This window comes from Vulcanisaeta distributa JCM 11216 (assembly GCF_001315985.1).
GTDB classification, from domain to species: domain Archaea; phylum Thermoproteota; class Thermoprotei; order Thermoproteales; family Thermocladiaceae; genus Vulcanisaeta; species Vulcanisaeta distributa_E.
In genome coordinates this window covers 220,620-235,449 of record NZ_BBBI01000001.1, presented here as the reverse complement: position 1 = coordinate 235,449, position 14,830 = coordinate 220,620, and the positions used below count along the sequence as shown (strand labels likewise).

Annotated in this window: 20 protein-coding genes and 2 pseudogenes; 18 read left to right on the top strand and 4 right to left on the bottom strand. The window is 49.8% G+C overall.

Translation table 11 applies throughout. The features are described from left to right. The first annotated feature begins 33 nt into the window (after positions 1-33). From JCM11216_RS14880 to JCM11216_RS01315, 14 genes and pseudogenes are all read left to right on the top strand, one after another. Positions 34-324, top strand: coding sequence for a hypothetical protein (locus JCM11216_RS14880; RefSeq protein ID WP_243674746.1), 291 nt, complete (start codon positions 34-36; stop codon positions 322-324). Further along, the gene (locus tag JCM11216_RS14875) at positions 321-593 is read left to right on the top strand and encodes a hypothetical protein (RefSeq protein WP_243674745.1); all 273 of its coding nucleotides are present in this window, start codon (positions 321-323) and stop codon (positions 591-593) included. Before JCM11216_RS14880 ends, JCM11216_RS14875 begins: the two co-directional genes overlap by 4 nt. A 2-nt stretch (positions 594-595) precedes the next feature. Further along, complete coding sequence (locus JCM11216_RS14870; protein WP_243674744.1) at positions 596-1,198, top strand: hypothetical protein; 603 nt, start codon at positions 596-598, stop codon at positions 1,196-1,198. 38 nt (positions 1,199-1,236) lie between these two features. Continuing rightward, positions 1,237-1,926, top strand: coding sequence for a hypothetical protein (locus tag JCM11216_RS14865; RefSeq protein WP_243674743.1), 690 nt, complete (start codon positions 1,237-1,239; stop codon positions 1,924-1,926). Beyond that, on the top strand, positions 1,913-2,221 hold the full coding sequence (locus JCM11216_RS14860; RefSeq protein WP_243674742.1) for a hypothetical protein: 309 nt from the start codon (positions 1,913-1,915) through the stop codon (positions 2,219-2,221). The genes JCM11216_RS14865 and JCM11216_RS14860 overlap by 14 nt, the downstream gene beginning before the upstream one ends. After that, on the top strand, positions 2,154-2,426 hold the full coding sequence (locus JCM11216_RS14855; RefSeq protein ID WP_243674741.1) for a hypothetical protein: 273 nt from the start codon (positions 2,154-2,156) through the stop codon (positions 2,424-2,426). The genes JCM11216_RS14860 and JCM11216_RS14855 overlap by 68 nt, the downstream gene beginning before the upstream one ends. A gap of 91 nt (positions 2,427-2,517) precedes the next feature. Further along, positions 2,518-4,495: pseudogene (locus JCM11216_RS01335) on the top strand (hydantoinase/oxoprolinase family protein). A gap of 109 nt (positions 4,496-4,604) precedes the next feature. After that, positions 4,605-5,399, top strand: a complete 795-nt coding sequence (gene thiM, locus JCM11216_RS01330; RefSeq protein WP_054853139.1) for a hydroxyethylthiazole kinase — start codon at positions 4,605-4,607, stop codon at positions 5,397-5,399. Positions 5,400-5,444: 45 nt separating this feature from the next. After that, entirely contained in the window at positions 5,445-6,203 is a 759-nt protein-coding gene (locus JCM11216_RS01325) for an alcohol dehydrogenase catalytic domain-containing protein (RefSeq protein ID WP_243674740.1), read from the top strand. Continuing rightward, positions 6,203-6,454, top strand: coding sequence for a zinc-binding dehydrogenase (locus JCM11216_RS14850; RefSeq protein WP_243674739.1), 252 nt, complete (start codon positions 6,203-6,205; stop codon positions 6,452-6,454). The genes JCM11216_RS01325 and JCM11216_RS14850 overlap by 1 nt, the downstream gene beginning before the upstream one ends. A 126-nt stretch (positions 6,455-6,580) precedes the next feature. Next, positions 6,581-7,132 carry a 2-oxoacid:acceptor oxidoreductase family protein gene (locus tag JCM11216_RS14845; RefSeq protein WP_243674738.1) on the top strand — a complete coding sequence of 184 codons (552 nt, stop codon included), beginning with the start codon at positions 6,581-6,583 and terminating at the stop codon, positions 7,130-7,132. Between the two features lie 66 nt (positions 7,133-7,198). Next, the gene (locus JCM11216_RS14840) at positions 7,199-7,999 is read left to right on the top strand and encodes a hypothetical protein (protein WP_243674737.1); all 801 of its coding nucleotides are present in this window, start codon (positions 7,199-7,201) and stop codon (positions 7,997-7,999) included. A 77-nt stretch (positions 8,000-8,076) separates the two neighbouring features. After that, positions 8,077-8,517, top strand: coding sequence for a transketolase C-terminal domain-containing protein (locus tag JCM11216_RS14835; RefSeq protein WP_243674736.1), 441 nt, complete (start codon positions 8,077-8,079; stop codon positions 8,515-8,517). 110 nt (positions 8,518-8,627) lie between these two features. Then, positions 8,628-9,629 (top strand): annotated as a pseudogene (locus JCM11216_RS01315) (glucose 1-dehydrogenase). Positions 9,630-9,633: 4 nt separating this feature from the next. Here JCM11216_RS01315 and JCM11216_RS14830 read toward each other — a convergent pair. Next, on the bottom strand, positions 9,634-9,795 hold the full coding sequence (locus tag JCM11216_RS14830; RefSeq protein ID WP_243674735.1) for a hypothetical protein: 162 nt from the start codon (positions 9,793-9,795) through the stop codon (positions 9,634-9,636). Positions 9,796-10,187: 392 nt separating this feature from the next. On the opposite strand from JCM11216_RS14830, the gene JCM11216_RS01310 reads away from it, so the two are divergent. The 3 genes from JCM11216_RS01310 to JCM11216_RS01300 all read left to right on the top strand — a co-directional run bounded on the left by JCM11216_RS01310 (position 10,188) and on the right by JCM11216_RS01300 (position 11,744). Continuing rightward, entirely contained in the window at positions 10,188-10,595 is a 408-nt protein-coding gene (locus JCM11216_RS01310) for a PaREP1 family protein (protein ID WP_243674734.1), read from the top strand. A 166-nt stretch (positions 10,596-10,761) separates the two neighbouring features. Continuing rightward, positions 10,762-11,235, top strand: a complete 474-nt coding sequence (locus tag JCM11216_RS01305; protein ID WP_054853053.1) for a PaREP1 family protein — start codon at positions 10,762-10,764, stop codon at positions 11,233-11,235. A 32-nt stretch (positions 11,236-11,267) separates the two neighbouring features. Further along, positions 11,268-11,744 carry a PaREP1 family protein gene (locus tag JCM11216_RS01300; protein WP_054853052.1) on the top strand — a complete coding sequence of 159 codons (477 nt, stop codon included), beginning with the start codon at positions 11,268-11,270 and terminating at the stop codon, positions 11,742-11,744. Between the two features lie 549 nt (positions 11,745-12,293). Here the strand turns inward: JCM11216_RS01300 and JCM11216_RS01295 are convergent. The 3 genes from JCM11216_RS01295 to JCM11216_RS14825 are packed head-to-tail and all read right to left on the bottom strand — an operon-like array spanning position 12,294 to position 13,821. Next, positions 12,294-12,773, bottom strand: a complete 480-nt coding sequence (locus JCM11216_RS01295; protein WP_054853051.1) for a PaREP1 family protein — start codon at positions 12,771-12,773, stop codon at positions 12,294-12,296. A gap of 50 nt (positions 12,774-12,823) precedes the next feature. Then, positions 12,824-13,492 (bottom strand): molybdopterin-binding protein, encoded by a 669-nt coding sequence (locus JCM11216_RS01290; RefSeq protein WP_243674733.1) that lies wholly within the window; start codon positions 13,490-13,492, stop codon positions 12,824-12,826. After that, on the bottom strand, positions 13,489-13,821 hold the full coding sequence (locus JCM11216_RS14825; RefSeq protein WP_243674732.1) for a hypothetical protein: 333 nt from the start codon (positions 13,819-13,821) through the stop codon (positions 13,489-13,491). Before JCM11216_RS14825 ends, JCM11216_RS01290 begins: the two co-directional genes overlap by 4 nt. 93 nt (positions 13,822-13,914) lie before the next feature. Between JCM11216_RS14825 and JCM11216_RS01285 the strand changes: the two genes are divergently transcribed. Continuing rightward, positions 13,915-14,805 carry an NAD(P)-dependent oxidoreductase gene (locus JCM11216_RS01285; protein ID WP_054853050.1) on the top strand — a complete coding sequence of 297 codons (891 nt, stop codon included), beginning with the start codon at positions 13,915-13,917 and terminating at the stop codon, positions 14,803-14,805. The last annotated feature ends 25 nt before the right edge of the window (positions 14,806-14,830 follow it).

The following is a 14,830-nucleotide window of genomic DNA, read 5'->3' as shown; positions in this document are numbered from 1 at the left end:
ATAAATTAAAAGGTCCCTGGCACCATAATTACTATGTCAAGGAGGGTTGCGATTATAGGGGGGGTTGGTTGGTACGGGTTTAGGCCTGTGGTTGAGGAGGCATCGTTTAGGGAGATGATGTTTGAGGCCGCAACCCGCGCCTATGAGGATGCCGGTGGTTTAAACCCAAGGACCGATGTCGACGCCTTCGCCAGTTGCCAGGAGGACTTTTGGGAGGGTATAGCCATAGCCGACGAATTCGCGCCGGAGCCCATTGGTGGTACATTAAAGCCCGTATTCACAACACCCGGTGATGGGCTTCAGTGCGTGGCCAATGCTATATGATGATTAAGACCGGGCAGTTCGACGTGGTAGTTGCGGAATCCCACGCGAAGCCCAGCGACATTGCCAATATGCATGATGTGATGCTTTTTGCCATGGACCCAATAACCATAAGGGCAATAAACACACCCAATTACCACGCATTAGCCGCATTGGAGGCCCAGGCGTATATGTCGCGTTATAACGTGCCTCGGGAGGCCCTGGCCTACGTGGTAGTTAAAGATAAGAGGAATGCTCTCCATAACGAGAAGCTAGTTACGGCGCCAACCTAACAATGGACGAGGTACTTAATACGCCATACACCGTATCACCATTGACTAAGCTGGACATAGCACCATTTGTCGATGCATCCATAGTGGTAGTCCTAGCCAGCGAGGATGTGGCGAGGAGGTACACAGACACGCCCGTGTGGGTTGACGGGGGGGTTCACTGGATTACTGAGGATCCATCCCTCGAATTCCATAATTGGGAATTCCCAGTGCACGCTATGAGGGCTGCCGAGGCGGCGTATAAAATGGCTGGTATTCAGGACCCAATTAAGGAACTTCACTTTGCAGAAATTGATGCAAGGTACAGCTTCAAGGAGTTGCAATTCATTGAGGCGCTGAAGCTGGCCCCCCCTATTGGTGAGGCTCATAAACTACTCCTGGAGGGCGCCTTTGATAGGGATGGCCTATTCCCGGTAAACCCAAGCGGCGGCGCACTTGGTGAGGGTGTTCCACTCGAGGTTCATGGTCTCGCCAGGTTAGTTAATGCAGTACTTCAACTGAGGGGTGAGGCTGGTAGGATGCAGTTGGATAGGGCTGAGAGGGCTGTTGTTCATTCATGGCGTGGTGTGCCGACCACGACAAGCGTCGTCGCCGTGTTAAGTAGGTGATCGGTAATGCTTAAGAAGCAAGCCATGGGTGGTATTTCATGAGTAGGAACATTTACATTAAGCATAGGCCCGCCGTAATCGGTGCAGGACTCACGTTATTTAGAAGGAGGATGCTCGAGACGCCCAAGGAGCTTGCCTGGATAGCGGCTAAGCAGGCACTTGATGAGGCTGGGCTTACGCTTAAGGATATTGACTGCGTGGTCATTGGGTCCGCGCCGGACACATTTGATGGGATTCACATGAAGGGTGAGTACCTGGCTGATGGGGGGGCTGGCGGTGTTGGTAAGCCGACAATGAGGGTTTTCGTTGGCGGTGCTACCGGCGTGATGGTACCAATAGCAGCCTGGTGGCACGTGGCCAGTGGGCACTGCAGGACTGTGCTGGCGGTTGCTGAGGAGAAAATGAGCAACGCGGATATACCGCATCCACAGGCCGTGTTTAGGTACATATGGGACCCAGTAACTGAGGTACCACTGCAGCCGAACCTAATCTGGATATTCGCGATGGAGATGCATAGGTACATGTATAAGTGCGGCGTTAAGAAGGAGGACATAGCCCTAGTCAGCGTTAAGAATAAGCGTAATGCCCTCGACCACCCAGCGGCCCAAGTGGCCGCTAACATAACGGTGGACGACGTGCTCAAGAGCGAAGTCTTGGTCTGGCCCGTCCAACTACTCGACATATCGCCTGCAAGTGATGGGGGCAGCGGCATTCGTGGTAGCCAGTGAGGACGTTGCCAGGAGGCAGACGGACACGCCGGTCTGGATTGATGGAGTTGGTTGGGCTCTGGACACAACGTCCTGGACCAACAGGGACTTGGCATTCCCCGAGTACGCCAACGTGGCCGCCCAGATGGCCTATAAAATGGCTGGCATAACAAACCCGAGGAGGGAAATCGACGTTGCGGAGGTTTATGACCCATTTGACTATAAGGAGTTACATCACATGGAGGGTCTTGGGCTGGCCAAGAAATGCGAAGCCCCCAAGGTTAACCAAGGATGGCGTTACTCAGAGGGATGGTGACTTACCAATAAACCCATCGGGTGGGTTACTCGGTGTTGGCAACCCGATAGCCGCTGCCGGCGTTATGAAGGTTAACGAGATCTACTGGCAACTAGCCGGGAAGGCAGGCAAGAGGCAGGTTAAGAAGCCCGTGTATACGGGTCTTGCCCATGCCTGGGGGGGCGACCTAATGCAGGCAAGCACAGTAGTGATAATGAGGGTGTAAAACTGTTTTGTTCATTTTCTATTTTATTTACTCAATATACGCATGGTAAAAACATAAATAATAATGTGGTAATTTCACACCCTGATTATACATGGTGGTCGTTGCCGTTGATGTTGGTGGCACATTTACGGATTTCGTTATCCTCAGGAATGATGGGACTATATACTCGATCAAAGTCCTCAGTACTCCGAGGAGTCCCGAGGTTGCCGTACTCGAGGGCTTAAGGAGAATTAGGGAGCCTATTTCCGAGGTTCTTCATGCGACGACCATCGGCACTAATACCCTGCTTGGGCAGGTCGGCCTTGAGATCCCCCCCAAGGTGGCTTTGTTCACTACGAAGGGTTTTAGGGACATTGTCGAAATCGGCCGTCAAAATAGGCCTAGGCTTTATGACCTGTTCTTCGATAAACCGAGACCCCTGGTCCCTAGGGAGCTTAGGTTTGAGGTTGAGGAGAGGGTTTTGGCTGATGGCACGGTGGCTAAGCAGGTTGATCCCAGGGAGGTTGAGGAGTACGCCGTTAAGGCTAGGTCAATGGGTGTCGTTAGTGTGGCTGTTTCATACCTTCACTCATACATTAACCCAGCCAATGAGGAGGTTACAGGTGACGTACTTAGGAAGTACTTCAAATACGTTAGTTTATCGAGTAAGATAGCCCCTGAGCCTAGGGAGTATGAGAGGACTTCGACGACGGTTGTTAACGCAGCGCTCATGCCGATAGTCAGTGAGTACATAGCCAGGTTCTCAGAGGGCCTTAAGGAGCTTGGTATTAGTAAGTTCTACATAATGTCCAGCGCAGGTGGTCTCGTGGATGCGAATGAGGCTGTGGAGAGGCCAGTTCAATTAATCGAGTCCGGCCCCCCCGCAGCCGGTGCTGTGGCTGCTGCGGAGTTCTCTAAGTTAATTGGTGTTGAGAATGTTATTGGCTTTGACATGGGTGGCACCACGGCTAAGGCATCCTCAATACTAAGGCATGAGCCTGAGGTGACCACGGAATACGAGGTCGGCGGTGAGGTCCACCACGGGAGGCTAGTCAAGGGCAGTGGCTACCCAGTTAGGTTCCCATTCATTGACCTTGCCGAGGTCTCAAGTGGCGGTGGGACTATTATTTGGCGTGACGAGGCGGGGGCCCTTAGGGTTGGCCCTATTAGCGCTGGGGGGGCTGATCCGGGGGGGCCTATATGCTATGGTAGGGGGGGTGGTAAGGAACCAACGCTGACTGATGCAAATGTCGTCCTTGGAAGGATTGGCGACTACCTACTCGGCGGTGAGATGAGACTTGATAGGGACGCTGCGTTAAGGGATTGGTGAGGCTTGGCGATCCCATCAACGTGGCCCTTGAGCCATTAGGCTTGCGGTTGTTGAGATGGCTAGGGCCGTTAGGCTTGTGACTGTCGAGAGGGGGTCTTGACCCGAGGGACTTCACGTTAATGGCCTTTGGTGGTGCTGGTCCTCAGTTTGCGCCCTACATAGCCGAGGAGTTGGGGATTGGCTCCGTGATTGTGCCGCCTGAGCCAGGTGCCTTCAGCGCCCTCGGCCTGTTAATGGCTGATGAGAGGTTTGAGGCTAGGTCATCATTCCCAAGGGATCTTGAGGATGGATTTAGGAGGCTTGAGGATGAGTTGCTCAGTAGGTTGAGTAGGTTGATTACTTCCTTAGGTATGCCGATGTTAGGTATGTTGGGCAGGGTTGGGAGTTAACAATACCCATCGGTAGGCCGGCGAGCATGAGTGATATTGAGAGGGTATTCAATGATAGGCACTATGCGACGTATGGTTTTAAGCTGAGTAGGCCCATTGAGGTTGTTACCATTAGGGTATTCGCGGTGATAACCAGGGTTAAGCCGAGGTTTAGGGCGCCAAGGACCGAGGGCGAGGCTAGGCCGAGGAGCTTTAGGAGGGTGTTCTTTGATGATTGGGTTGAGGCGCCTATTTACTGGCGTGATGATGTACCGATGAACCAGGCTATTGAGGGACCAGCCATAATTGAGGAGTATGGTTCAACAATAATTATTCCACCAGGGTGGAAGGCTCTTGTTGGAAATCATGGGGAGGTTAGGATGAACCACTGATGCGTCGCTGGGTGTTGAATTACTTTATGCGAGTAATTATTTACCCCTGGTCCTAAATTAATGAATAAAACACTTAGTGTTTATTAATAAGAATGTTATTGAAAAAGTGATGATCAACTACTGGAATGACCTACAAAACATCAGGAAAAAGAGACCCCTAATTCATCACCTAATGAACTATGTGGTTATGAATGATGCCGCGAATATAACCCTTGCCGTAGGCGCATCACCAATAATGGCCCATGCCAGGGAAGAGGTTGAGGAGCTAGCCTCAAGGGCTGATGTCGTTTACATAAATATTGGCACACTCGATGATAGGTGGATAGAGTCCTTCATACTGGCCGGTAAGGCCGCGAGTAGGAATAACGTGCCTGTTCTCCTGGACCCAGTCGGTGCAGGTGCCACTAGGCTCAGGACCGAGACCACGCTCAAGATACTCAATGAGGTCGAGGTTAGTGTGCTTAAGGGGGGGAATGGCGGTGAGATGATGGCTTTGGCCGGCGTGTCTGGCATGGTTAAGGGCGTGGACTCGCTGGGTGAGGCTAGCCCTGAGGTTGCTGAGAAGTTGGCTAGGGAGTACGGCGTCACCGCCGTGATCACGGGGGGGCCCAGGGACTACGTGTCTGACGGCAGGAGAACCGCGATTGTTAGTAATGGAACACCGATGCTGCAGTACATAACGGGTAGTGGCTGTATGGTTGGTTCAGTAATTGCAGGCTTCATGGCCGTGAACAGGGACTTCCTAATTGCCTCGGTGGAGGGCTTGGTCACGTTCGAGGTAGCCGCAGAGAAGGCCGAGAAGAGATCCTTTGGCCCGGCGTCACTGAAGGTGAACCTCGTTGATGAGCTATATAACATGAAGCCCGATGATTATGAACTAGCCAGGGTTGAATTTAAGGAATAGGCAGGGGGGGAATTCCTTAAAACGCGGTAATTCTGTTATTAATTAATGAAGGCAGTCGTTGTTTATGAAAGGGGGGGTAAGTACGAGGTGCGTGATGTACCGATGCCAAGGCTTAATGATGGTGATGTACTGATAAAGATAAATTATGCCGCTCTGTGTTACCGAGACCTACTCCAATTGGCTGGTTATTACCCGCGCATGAAGTACCCCGTTATTTTGGGCCATGAGGCTGTCGGCGTAGTGGTTGAGTCTAGGGATCCTAGGTTTAGGCCAGGCGATAGGGTTGTGCCGCTGTTACATGAGCCTGATGGCACCTGTGAATTCTGTATGCGCGGTCTCGACGCGTACTGCATCAATGCGCTTAGTTATGGTGAGAACGTTGATGGGTTCTTCGCGGAGTATGCGAGGGTTTCAGGCAATGCATTGGTTAAGGTTCCCAATGAGGTGCCCGATGAGTTGGCTGTGCTTGTTCCCTGCGTAATAGCCATGGTATATAAGGGAATTAAGAGGGCTGGGTTAACACATGGTGAGACCGTTGTCGTGACCGGTGCAAGCGGCGGTGTTGGTATTCACGCGGTTCAATTAGCCAAGGCGCTGGGTGCTAGGGTTATTGCGGTTACTCGGTCGCCAGACAAGGCCAAGTTCATTAGGCAGTTCACGGATGACGTTATTACCGAGCAGAGGTTTAGTAAGGTCGTTAAGGACTTAACCAATGGTGTTGGTGCGGATGTGGTTATAGAGGCCGTGGGGACGCCCACACTTGATGAATCGCTAAAGAGCCTGCGTAGTGGGGGGGTAGGGTAGTGGTGATTGGGAATGTAAACCCTGATGAGAGCTATCCGCTGAGGCTTGGTTACTTGATATTGAAGGACGTAGTTGTCATCGGCAATGTCAGGTCTAATAGGTCTGACGTTGCCGAGACCCTCAGAATACTGAGTAGGGGGGGGTTGGTTAGGCCCATCGTGGCTGCCACATATCCATTGGATAAGTTTAGTGATGCCCTGGATTTTATGAGAAATAATTCTAGGATTGGGAAGGTACTTATTAAGCCTTAATTCATTAATTCATACGAATAAATTTATATTTTATTGAATTAATTACATAGACTCAAGCTTACACGATCAATACATATTCTACAATGGGAGAAGACTTAATAAATAGGTCTCAGAGAGCTTAGTGTAATGCCTACGGACATAATGTGGGTTATTGGTGGACCACAGGGTGGAGGCATTGACACCGGTGCTAATGTTTTCATGAGGTCTGTCGCCAGGGCTGGCTACTACGTAATTGGTGACAGGGAGTACTTCTCAAACATTAAGGGTAGGCATAGCTACTTCATGGTCAGGGTCAGTGATGAACCCAGGGGAGGATTTCTAAGTACAATAGATGTTTTGGTGGCCCTCGATGCGGAGTCAGTATTCACGCACTTCCAGGACGTTAAGCGTGGTGGGTACGTAATCCTCGATACATCAACCTTCAATACAAGGCTTGATCAAATGCAATACATGGAGGATGAGTTTAAGGAGAGACTTAAGGAGTACTTTAGTAAGTCCGGCATTGAGCCTACGGTAAAGGGCGTCATCGACTACCTGAGGAATAATGGGGTAAATGTACTAACAATGCACTACGCTGACCTACTTCAGGAGGTTAAGAAGAGGTTACATGACATCGACCTACCCTCACTCATTGGTAGGTACTCGAACGTGGTTATGACGGCCTACTCAACAGCGTGATGGGTCTGCCCATTGATTATGTGTTTAAGGGCCTCGAGGATGTGTTCACGGGTAGGAGGGGGTAAGTTGTTTGAGTATAATAAGGCCATCGTTGAGGTTGTTTATGATTATGCAAAGTCCATAAAGACCAATATATCACTACCACCAATAAAGAGGGATGTCAGGGCAATAATTGTTAATGGCAATGAGGCAGCTGCAATAGGCAAGATACTCGGTGGCCTCAGGTTCCAGACCTATTACCCAATAACGCCCGCAGCCGACGAGTCCTTCTTCATAGAGGCTCACAACATAGTTAGCCTTGACCCGGTCACTGAGGAGGCCAAGGCCCTGGAGAAGGCTGGTGTAGTGGTTGTCCAAACTGAGGATGAGATCTCGGCAATAAACATGGCAATTGGCGCCGGGATTGCTGGTGCCAGGGCTGCGACGGCGACATCAGGGCCTGGATTGAGTCTGATGGTTGAGGGTACGGGGGGGTTCGCGGGAATGAATGAGGTGCCTATCGTGATAACGCACTACCAGAGGGCTGGACCAAGCACGGGTATGGCAACGAGGAATAGCCAGTCAGACCTTAGGTTCGTGATGCACATGGGCCATGGCGAGTTCCCAAGGATAGTGATCTCATCGGGTGATCACAGGGAGACGATTGAGGACGCGTACAAAGCCCTCAACTGGGCCGAGAGGTATCAAATGCCCGTGTTCCACCTGGTTGATAAGGCCCTCGCCAATTCATACTCAACTGTTATCTGGGACATCGACAAGAAGGCCCTCAAGATTGATAGGGGATTAATAGTAACGAAGGATGATAATGATTATAGGAGGTTTAGGATAACGAAGGATGGAGTATCGCCAAGGTCAATACCCGGTTAGGACCAATATTCTGGTTAACTGGCGATGAACATGACGAGTTCGGCCACATAACCGAGGACCCAGTCACAAGGACAGAGATGTATGAGAAGAGGATGAAGAAGCTCGAGCTTGCGGATAGGGAAATACCAATCACGGACAAAGTTAGGTTATACGGGCCGGAGAGTGCGGACATAACCCTCGTTGGTTGGGGATCAACAAAGGGCGTATTACTAGACGTCATGAACATGCTAAACAGGGAGGGCTATAGGGTTAACTTCCTGCAGCTTAAGATGTTCATACCATTCCCAAGCGATTTCGTGAAGAACGCCCTAAGTAAGGGGGGGCAGTTAATAATTGATGTTGAGTCGAACTACGACGCGCAAGCCGCCAGCGTGATTAGGGAGAAGACAGGTATTGAGATTAGGCACAAGGTCGTTAAGGTCACGGGGAGGCCCATATTCGTTGATGAGGTTTACGACGCCGTTAAGAAGATATTGAAGGATAAGGATGAGAGGATAATACTCATGAAGGGTCCCTAAAATCATTTTTAAATGAAACCACTATTCTAAAATATTTATATTAGTACCCTACATAGTGGTCATATGAAGCAGTCACGGTTATCCCAGGTGTACCAGAATCGCTGAGGTTAATGGATGTACCCAAGCCCAACCCCCAGTAAGGGGGGGCAAGTCCTGCTCAAGCCAATTAGGGTAGGTGTTTGTGGCACGGATAAGGAGATAATCGAGGGCAGATATGGCAAGGCACCCGAGGGCAGTCAATACCTAGTCCTTGGTCACGAGGCGGTTGCTGAGGTTGTTGAGCTTGGTGATGGCGTGGATAATGTGGGTGTCGGCGACATAGTGGTGCCAACGGTGAGGAGGCCACTGAATTGTGACCTACCCGTGGACTTCTGCCCAGTTGGTCATTACCTGGAACATGGCATTTGGGGATTACACGGTCACGCAGCCGAGTACTCAGTGACTGATGCCAAGTACTTGGTTAGGGTGCCGAAAGAGACCATTGACGTTGCAGTGCTCACAGAACCACTCTCGGTGGTTGAGAAGGGGATTGACATGGCCATGAGGATTGGGCAGGCCAGGTTTGACTGGAAACCAAGGACCGCATTAGTGCTTGGCGCAGGCCCGTGGGTTTACTGGCCACGATGGTCCTTAGACTGATGGGCCTTAGCACGGTGACGACAGCCACAAGGCCGCCGGATAGCCTAAAGGCGAGGCTCGTTAAGGAGCTTGGCGGTACGTACGTGGACTCCATGACTGAGCAGATAAGCGGTGAATTTGACATAGTGATCGAGGCCACTGGATCGCCACAGGTAATTAGTGAGGGGCTCAGGCACATCGCACCAAATGGTGTCTACGTCCTACTCGGCGTATACCCGGGCGGTGGTTCGTTAAGTGGTCTTGGCGAGTTAATGACTAATGTTGTCCTTAATAATAAGGTGATCATAGGTTCCGTGAACGCCGGGATCAGGCACTTCGAAATGGCCCTGGAACACCTGAGGAGGGCTAAGGACGAGTTCAATAACTGGCCCGCCAAGTTAATAACCAAGAGGGCGAATCTAAGTAATTACCAGGAGGCATATACGTGGACCCACGATGACATAAAGACCGTGTTAGAAATAACCCCATCATAAAATATTATTGTTTACAACCGAGGCGGCTACCCATACCTAGTCCATCATAGAGAAGCCTACAGCCCCCCCTAAGCATCTCCTTAATGACTGGGTCATCAACATCATCAACACTAAGCACGAGTAAGTCCAGGAATAAACCCTCAGGCTTCAATGAACGAAGCCTCAATAACTCACCACGCGCATCAGTGACATGCCTAAGTATAACCGCAACATCATAGTCACTATTGGGTAAGTAATCACCGCACGCCCTGGAGCCGAACAGTACGATTGCGCTCTCGGAACCTCCTGGACAAGCCTATTCACGTACTCCCCCCCAAGGAGCTTATCACCCTCCTCAACGTTACCTAGCCAGGGTATAGATAAGGTACTTAACTAGGGATAATGCGGTATCTGATGAAACGTTATTATCGACAGGAACCGCCGTAATACCGCCGAGGCCCATAACCCTAATGCATGGGAGGTATCGTTGAGGTACCAATAAGGGCTTGGGACACAGAGAACACCCGTGATAAAATTAGGTAAGTAAAAATATAAGCCAGATCATTAACCCTTAATTAAATGGAAATACCCAGGGAATTGATAAAGGCTGCTGAGGAGAGGGGTATCGACATCACGGACTTAATAATAAATGCAATAAGTAAGAACGATCCATCAATCGGGGGGGTAAAGCTACGACTACAACTCGCTGAGAAATACCTTAATGAGGCTAAGGATTACGTTAGTAAGGGTGATGCTGTTCAAGCCAGTGAGAAGCTTTACAAGGCTGCCGAGGAGTGCGTCAAGGCGTTGGCAGAGAAATTCGACACGCCCGAGCACCAGCAAGCAATCAAGGAGGGTAGGTGGTATACCTACCAATTGGGTTCGGTGGCCGGTAGGTTAGCTGAGCAGTTAGGTGATTGGGTATTAAACGGGTGGAGTAGTGCGTATTTCCTGCATGTCTGGGGGGATTTCATGAAGCTAGATTGAATACTGATGACCTAATAAGGTATATGAGACCTATCGAAAACCTAATAACTAACACCAGGAGGGTAGTTGAATCTTAAAACTTACGTAGTTAGGCTTATTAATAATATTTGATAGATACGTTCGATGAGTGAGAATATCGTTTTAATAGAATTACCTAGGGCGATTTATGATAAGATTAAGGATTTGGGGGCTTGACGTTGAGGACCTACTAACCTACTCCATTATTAAAGTAGCGGGTCTTGACCCTAGGGAACTGGCTAGGGCTAGGCTTGAACTTGCCGAAAAATACCTAAAGGAAGCTAAGGAATACGTGACCAAGGGCGATGCAACCCAAGCCTCTGAGAAGGCGTATAAAGCAACCGAAGAAGCCATTAAGGCCCTTGCAGAGAAATACAACTTGCCAGAGTTCCAACAGGCGTTGAAGGAGGGAAGGTGGTTTACGCACTACCTTCAAAAGGCCAGTAATAGGCTCGCATCAACGCTGGGGGGGAGTTGGGTTGCGGCTGGTTGGGCGGCCGGGTACGCACTGCATGTTTGGGGGGGCTTCCATGAAGGTAAACTAGGCGTTGAAGACCTAACGAGCTACCTAAAGCTCATTGAGGACCTAATCACCAACGCCAGGAGAGTTATTGAGACCTAAAGTATTTTATCACCTCACGCAGAATTGGAAATGTGGAAATCGCAAAACCCTGGATAGACGCTAAGAAGTACCAGGAGGATAGGTTTAGGGAAGCCCTCTACGAGGTTGACCTAGCCGAGAGGTTTCTCCAGAACGGATTAATGAGGAACGCCGCCGGCAAGGCCTATCAAGCCATTAAGGCCTACGTGGCTGGGCTAACCGTTGATCATAGGGATGAATTAGCAAAGCACTATCCAGGCACCAGGAGGTTAGGACCAAATAAGGTAGTTGATAGAGTTGATTGGCTGATAGCAGTCATGCCAAGTTCAAGACTTAGGGAGGTAGCCTCAATAATAGGCGATAAGGAGCTTAGGCTCTACGTAGAAATAGCCCTTAATTTACATGAATTCCAATACAACGGCCTAGACAGGGACAGCGAGGTTTCCAGATACACAAGTGAGGAGTTAGTCAAGAAGGACATAACTGAAGTTATCAACTTCATAAGAAATAGGTTAAAGAATAGAATTTGACACCAATAACCGGTCTCCACCATCTACCACTTGCCTAGCCACAGCCGTGAACAAACCCTTAATATAGCAAATCGTGTAGAAGCCTACCGAGGTAATTGTAACCAGCGGCACCTAACTGGTGTCAGGAAACTCATCAGATTCTTTAAAGCTCATTCGTGCTAACACCATACTCCATAACGAGTCTATGAGGCGGAGCACCCTCAATATCCCTGTAATTAAAGCCGCTCACGTACATGCTATCCATACTGAGAATACGCATATGAGCCCTAGCTCAACCAGCACCAGAATTTTTAAGAGGAGTAGGGTATTCACAGTCTCTATTATATTGAGGGCCCTTTTATCTCCCTGGGGCGCTTATAGATTATGTAAGCAACAAGTCCTTCACCAACGAGCACCTTATCATAAACATCATCCCCCCCAATAACCTCTACCTAGGTCCTGCCATTACTTAGATTAACGTATAATACCCTCCCAACCAAACAATGCCACGGTTACGCCATAATATGAACATCTTAAAACACTTTATTTTACATATTTAGTAGTTCAAATCTAGTGCGTTAATGCCTTCTCAGCCTCCTTAATCATTCTCTCAACCTCATCGACATAGCCATTTATGTCATCAATACCCAGTTTAGCCTCATGGAAGCCCCCCCAGACGTGGAGTAGGTAGGCGCTACTCCAGCCATTTAGGACCCAACTGCCCAGTGTCCTTGATAATTTATTGGCTGCAGAACTTAATTGATGAGTATACCACCTGCCCTCTCTCGTGGCTTGCTGGTACTCAGGTAATCCATACTTCTCCGCCAATGCCTTCACCACCTCCTCAGCTGCCATGTAAGCCTTCTCGCCGGCCTGAATGGAATCGCCCTTGCTCATGTATTCCCTGGCCTCGGTCATGTATCTCCTCGCCAATTCAAGCCTTATTCTTATTGATTCTGATGGATCATTACTCCTACTCTTAATGGCATTTATTATTAAGTCCTCAACGTCAATACCACGCTCCTCAGCAACCCTAATCAACTCTTCCATCTAACCTCACCCTATTTCCAAAACTTATAAGGCCTACTTAGTATAACGATTTAATGACTCAATTTATAGTTCGGTAATAACCCTCCGTGGCCCATTGCCGCTATTTCCTCCCTGCCTGGCATTAGGTCTGCCATTAACCTTGGTAGAAATATGTCAATGGCGTTGTAGTCGCTGTAGTATATTCCTCCGGCGGACACTGCGAGTATTGGTGTATTATCGAGTATGGCTATCATCGTCATTGTCGTTGGCTTAATGGGTACACCATAGGCTATGACCCTAGCCCCCCCAAGCCTCCTGACCGCGATTGGTGTCTTATCCGTTGGATCCACGGACATGCCGCCCGTGATTACTACGGCCTCCGCACCATTGTTTATGGCTTCCTTCACGGCGCCCATTATCTTGTCCTCGTCGTCAGGCACCACCGTGTTAAATACCACCTCCCAGCCGTATTTATCAGCCCTCGCCTTAATCACTGGGTAGTAAAGGTCCTTCTTCCTGCCCTGGTAAATCTCGGTACCCGTGACAACGATGCCAATCCTCTTTCTTTTGAACGGCACGACACTGACTAAATTCCTATACCTCAGTAATTCCTCAACCTCGCCCCTCCTCATGCTAAGTGGTATCACGTCAACAACACCAACCAATTCATCCTTAACAACACCGCTCATGCCCTGCCTAGTAATCAAAAGAACATTACCGCCCAGGTTTAACTCGGTCAAGCCGTGTATATCAACCTAAGCACACCATTGACGCTGGCCATGATCCAGGCTGAGCCCTGCCTAGCGGGCTTGACGTACGTATTCTCCCCCCCAGCCACTGCCCTAGCCACTGTCTCGGCAATCTCCCACTCATACATTAAATCGCTTGACTCCTCATTACCCTCAACCCACACGAAGTAAACACCGGAGTTCTTCAGCCTCTCGACGTCATCCCTTGTGATCACGTGGCCCCTGGGCAGTAATACCGTTGCCCCCCCATCCCTACCCACATACGTCGTATCATAACCAAGCACTTGCCCAACCGCATCCTCAACCCTAACAAGCCTCACATTACCGACTTACCAAATGCGCCTTTAAATAATGATCCCAATTAAACAGGTTATAGGCAATGATTATTAAGTGGCGCGTCTTGGGCTACCTGTATGGAGAGACTTAGGGTAGGGTTCATAGGGCTTGGTATCATGGGTAGTGCCATGGCCATGAACATCCACAGGGCTGGCTTCCCATTAATTGTTTACAATAGGACCAGGTCGAAGACAGAGCCCTTCGCGAAGCTCGGCATATCCGTCGCTGAGAGCCCAAGGGAGGTTGCCGAGAGGTCTGACGTCGTCATTGACATGGTTACAGACGCGCCAGACGTGGAGGAAGTCCTGCTGGGCCCTAATGGTGTTGTTCATGGTGCCCACCCAGGTCTTATAGTCATTGACATGAGCACAAACTCACCCGACTACGCCAGGTACTTCGCCAGGGAGTTGGGTAAGTACGGCATTGAGTTCCTGGATGCACCGGTGACTGGCGGTGACATTGGAGCTAGACAGGGCACGTTAACCATAATGGTCGGTGGTAAGTACGAGGTCTTTGAGAAGGTTAAGCCGATTCTCCAGGCGATGGGTAAGACGATAATATATGCCGGCGATGTTGGTAATGGTCAGATGCTCAAGCTCCTCAATCAAATAGTTGTTGGTATCGACATGCTAGCCGTAGCCGAGGCGATGGCACTCGCTAAAAAGGCGGGTATTGACATGGAGAAGCTATTCACAGTGCTATCTACCGGCGCTGCCAACTCATTCACTGTTCAGTACTACATGCCCAAAATGATGAGGGGAGACTTCGAGCCCGGGTTTAGGGCGGCTCACCTGAAGAAGGACCTTAGGTACGCCATTGAAACGGCTAATAGGCTTAACGTGCCGCTTCCAGGCACGGCATTAACACTGCAACTATACAATGCCTTAGTGGCTAGGGGGCTGGGCGAGAAGGGGACGCAGGCCCTACTGAAGTTATACTACGAAATGGCTGGCATTAGTGATGGGTAGGTTTAAAAGCTCCGTATCAACGCGC

What these genes read in the sequence shown, in the direction of transcription:
- JCM11216_RS14880 (WP_243674746.1), top strand. Translation starts at nt 34, where the DNA reads ATGTCAAGGAGGGTTGCGATTATAGGGGGGGTTGGTTGGTACGGGTTT.
- JCM11216_RS14875 (WP_243674745.1), top strand. Translation starts at nt 321, where the DNA reads ATGATGATTAAGACCGGGCAGTTCGACGTGGTAGTTGCGGAATCCCAC.
- JCM11216_RS14870 (WP_243674744.1), top strand. Translation starts at nt 596, where the DNA reads ATGGACGAGGTACTTAATACGCCATACACCGTATCACCATTGACTAAG.
- JCM11216_RS14865 (WP_243674743.1), top strand. Translation starts at nt 1,237, where the DNA reads ATGAGTAGGAACATTTACATTAAGCATAGGCCCGCCGTAATCGGTGCA.
- thiM (WP_054853139.1), top strand. Translation starts at nt 4,605, where the DNA reads ATGATCAACTACTGGAATGACCTACAAAACATCAGGAAAAAGAGACCC.
- JCM11216_RS01325 (WP_243674740.1), top strand. Translation starts at nt 5,445, where the DNA reads ATGAAGGCAGTCGTTGTTTATGAAAGGGGGGGTAAGTACGAGGTGCGT.
- JCM11216_RS14845 (WP_243674738.1), top strand. Translation starts at nt 6,581, where the DNA reads ATGCCTACGGACATAATGTGGGTTATTGGTGGACCACAGGGTGGAGGC.
- JCM11216_RS14835 (WP_243674736.1), top strand. Translation starts at nt 8,077, where the DNA reads ATGTATGAGAAGAGGATGAAGAAGCTCGAGCTTGCGGATAGGGAAATA.
- JCM11216_RS01310 (WP_243674734.1), top strand. Translation starts at nt 10,188, where the DNA reads ATGGAAATACCCAGGGAATTGATAAAGGCTGCTGAGGAGAGGGGTATC.
- JCM11216_RS01305 (WP_054853053.1), top strand. Translation starts at nt 10,762, where the DNA reads ATGATAAGATTAAGGATTTGGGGGCTTGACGTTGAGGACCTACTAACC.
- JCM11216_RS01295 (WP_054853051.1), bottom strand. Translation starts at nt 12,773, where the DNA reads ATGGAAGAGTTGATTAGGGTTGCTGAGGAGCGTGGTATTGACGTTGAG.
- JCM11216_RS01285 (WP_054853050.1), top strand. Translation starts at nt 13,915, where the DNA reads ATGGAGAGACTTAGGGTAGGGTTCATAGGGCTTGGTATCATGGGTAGT.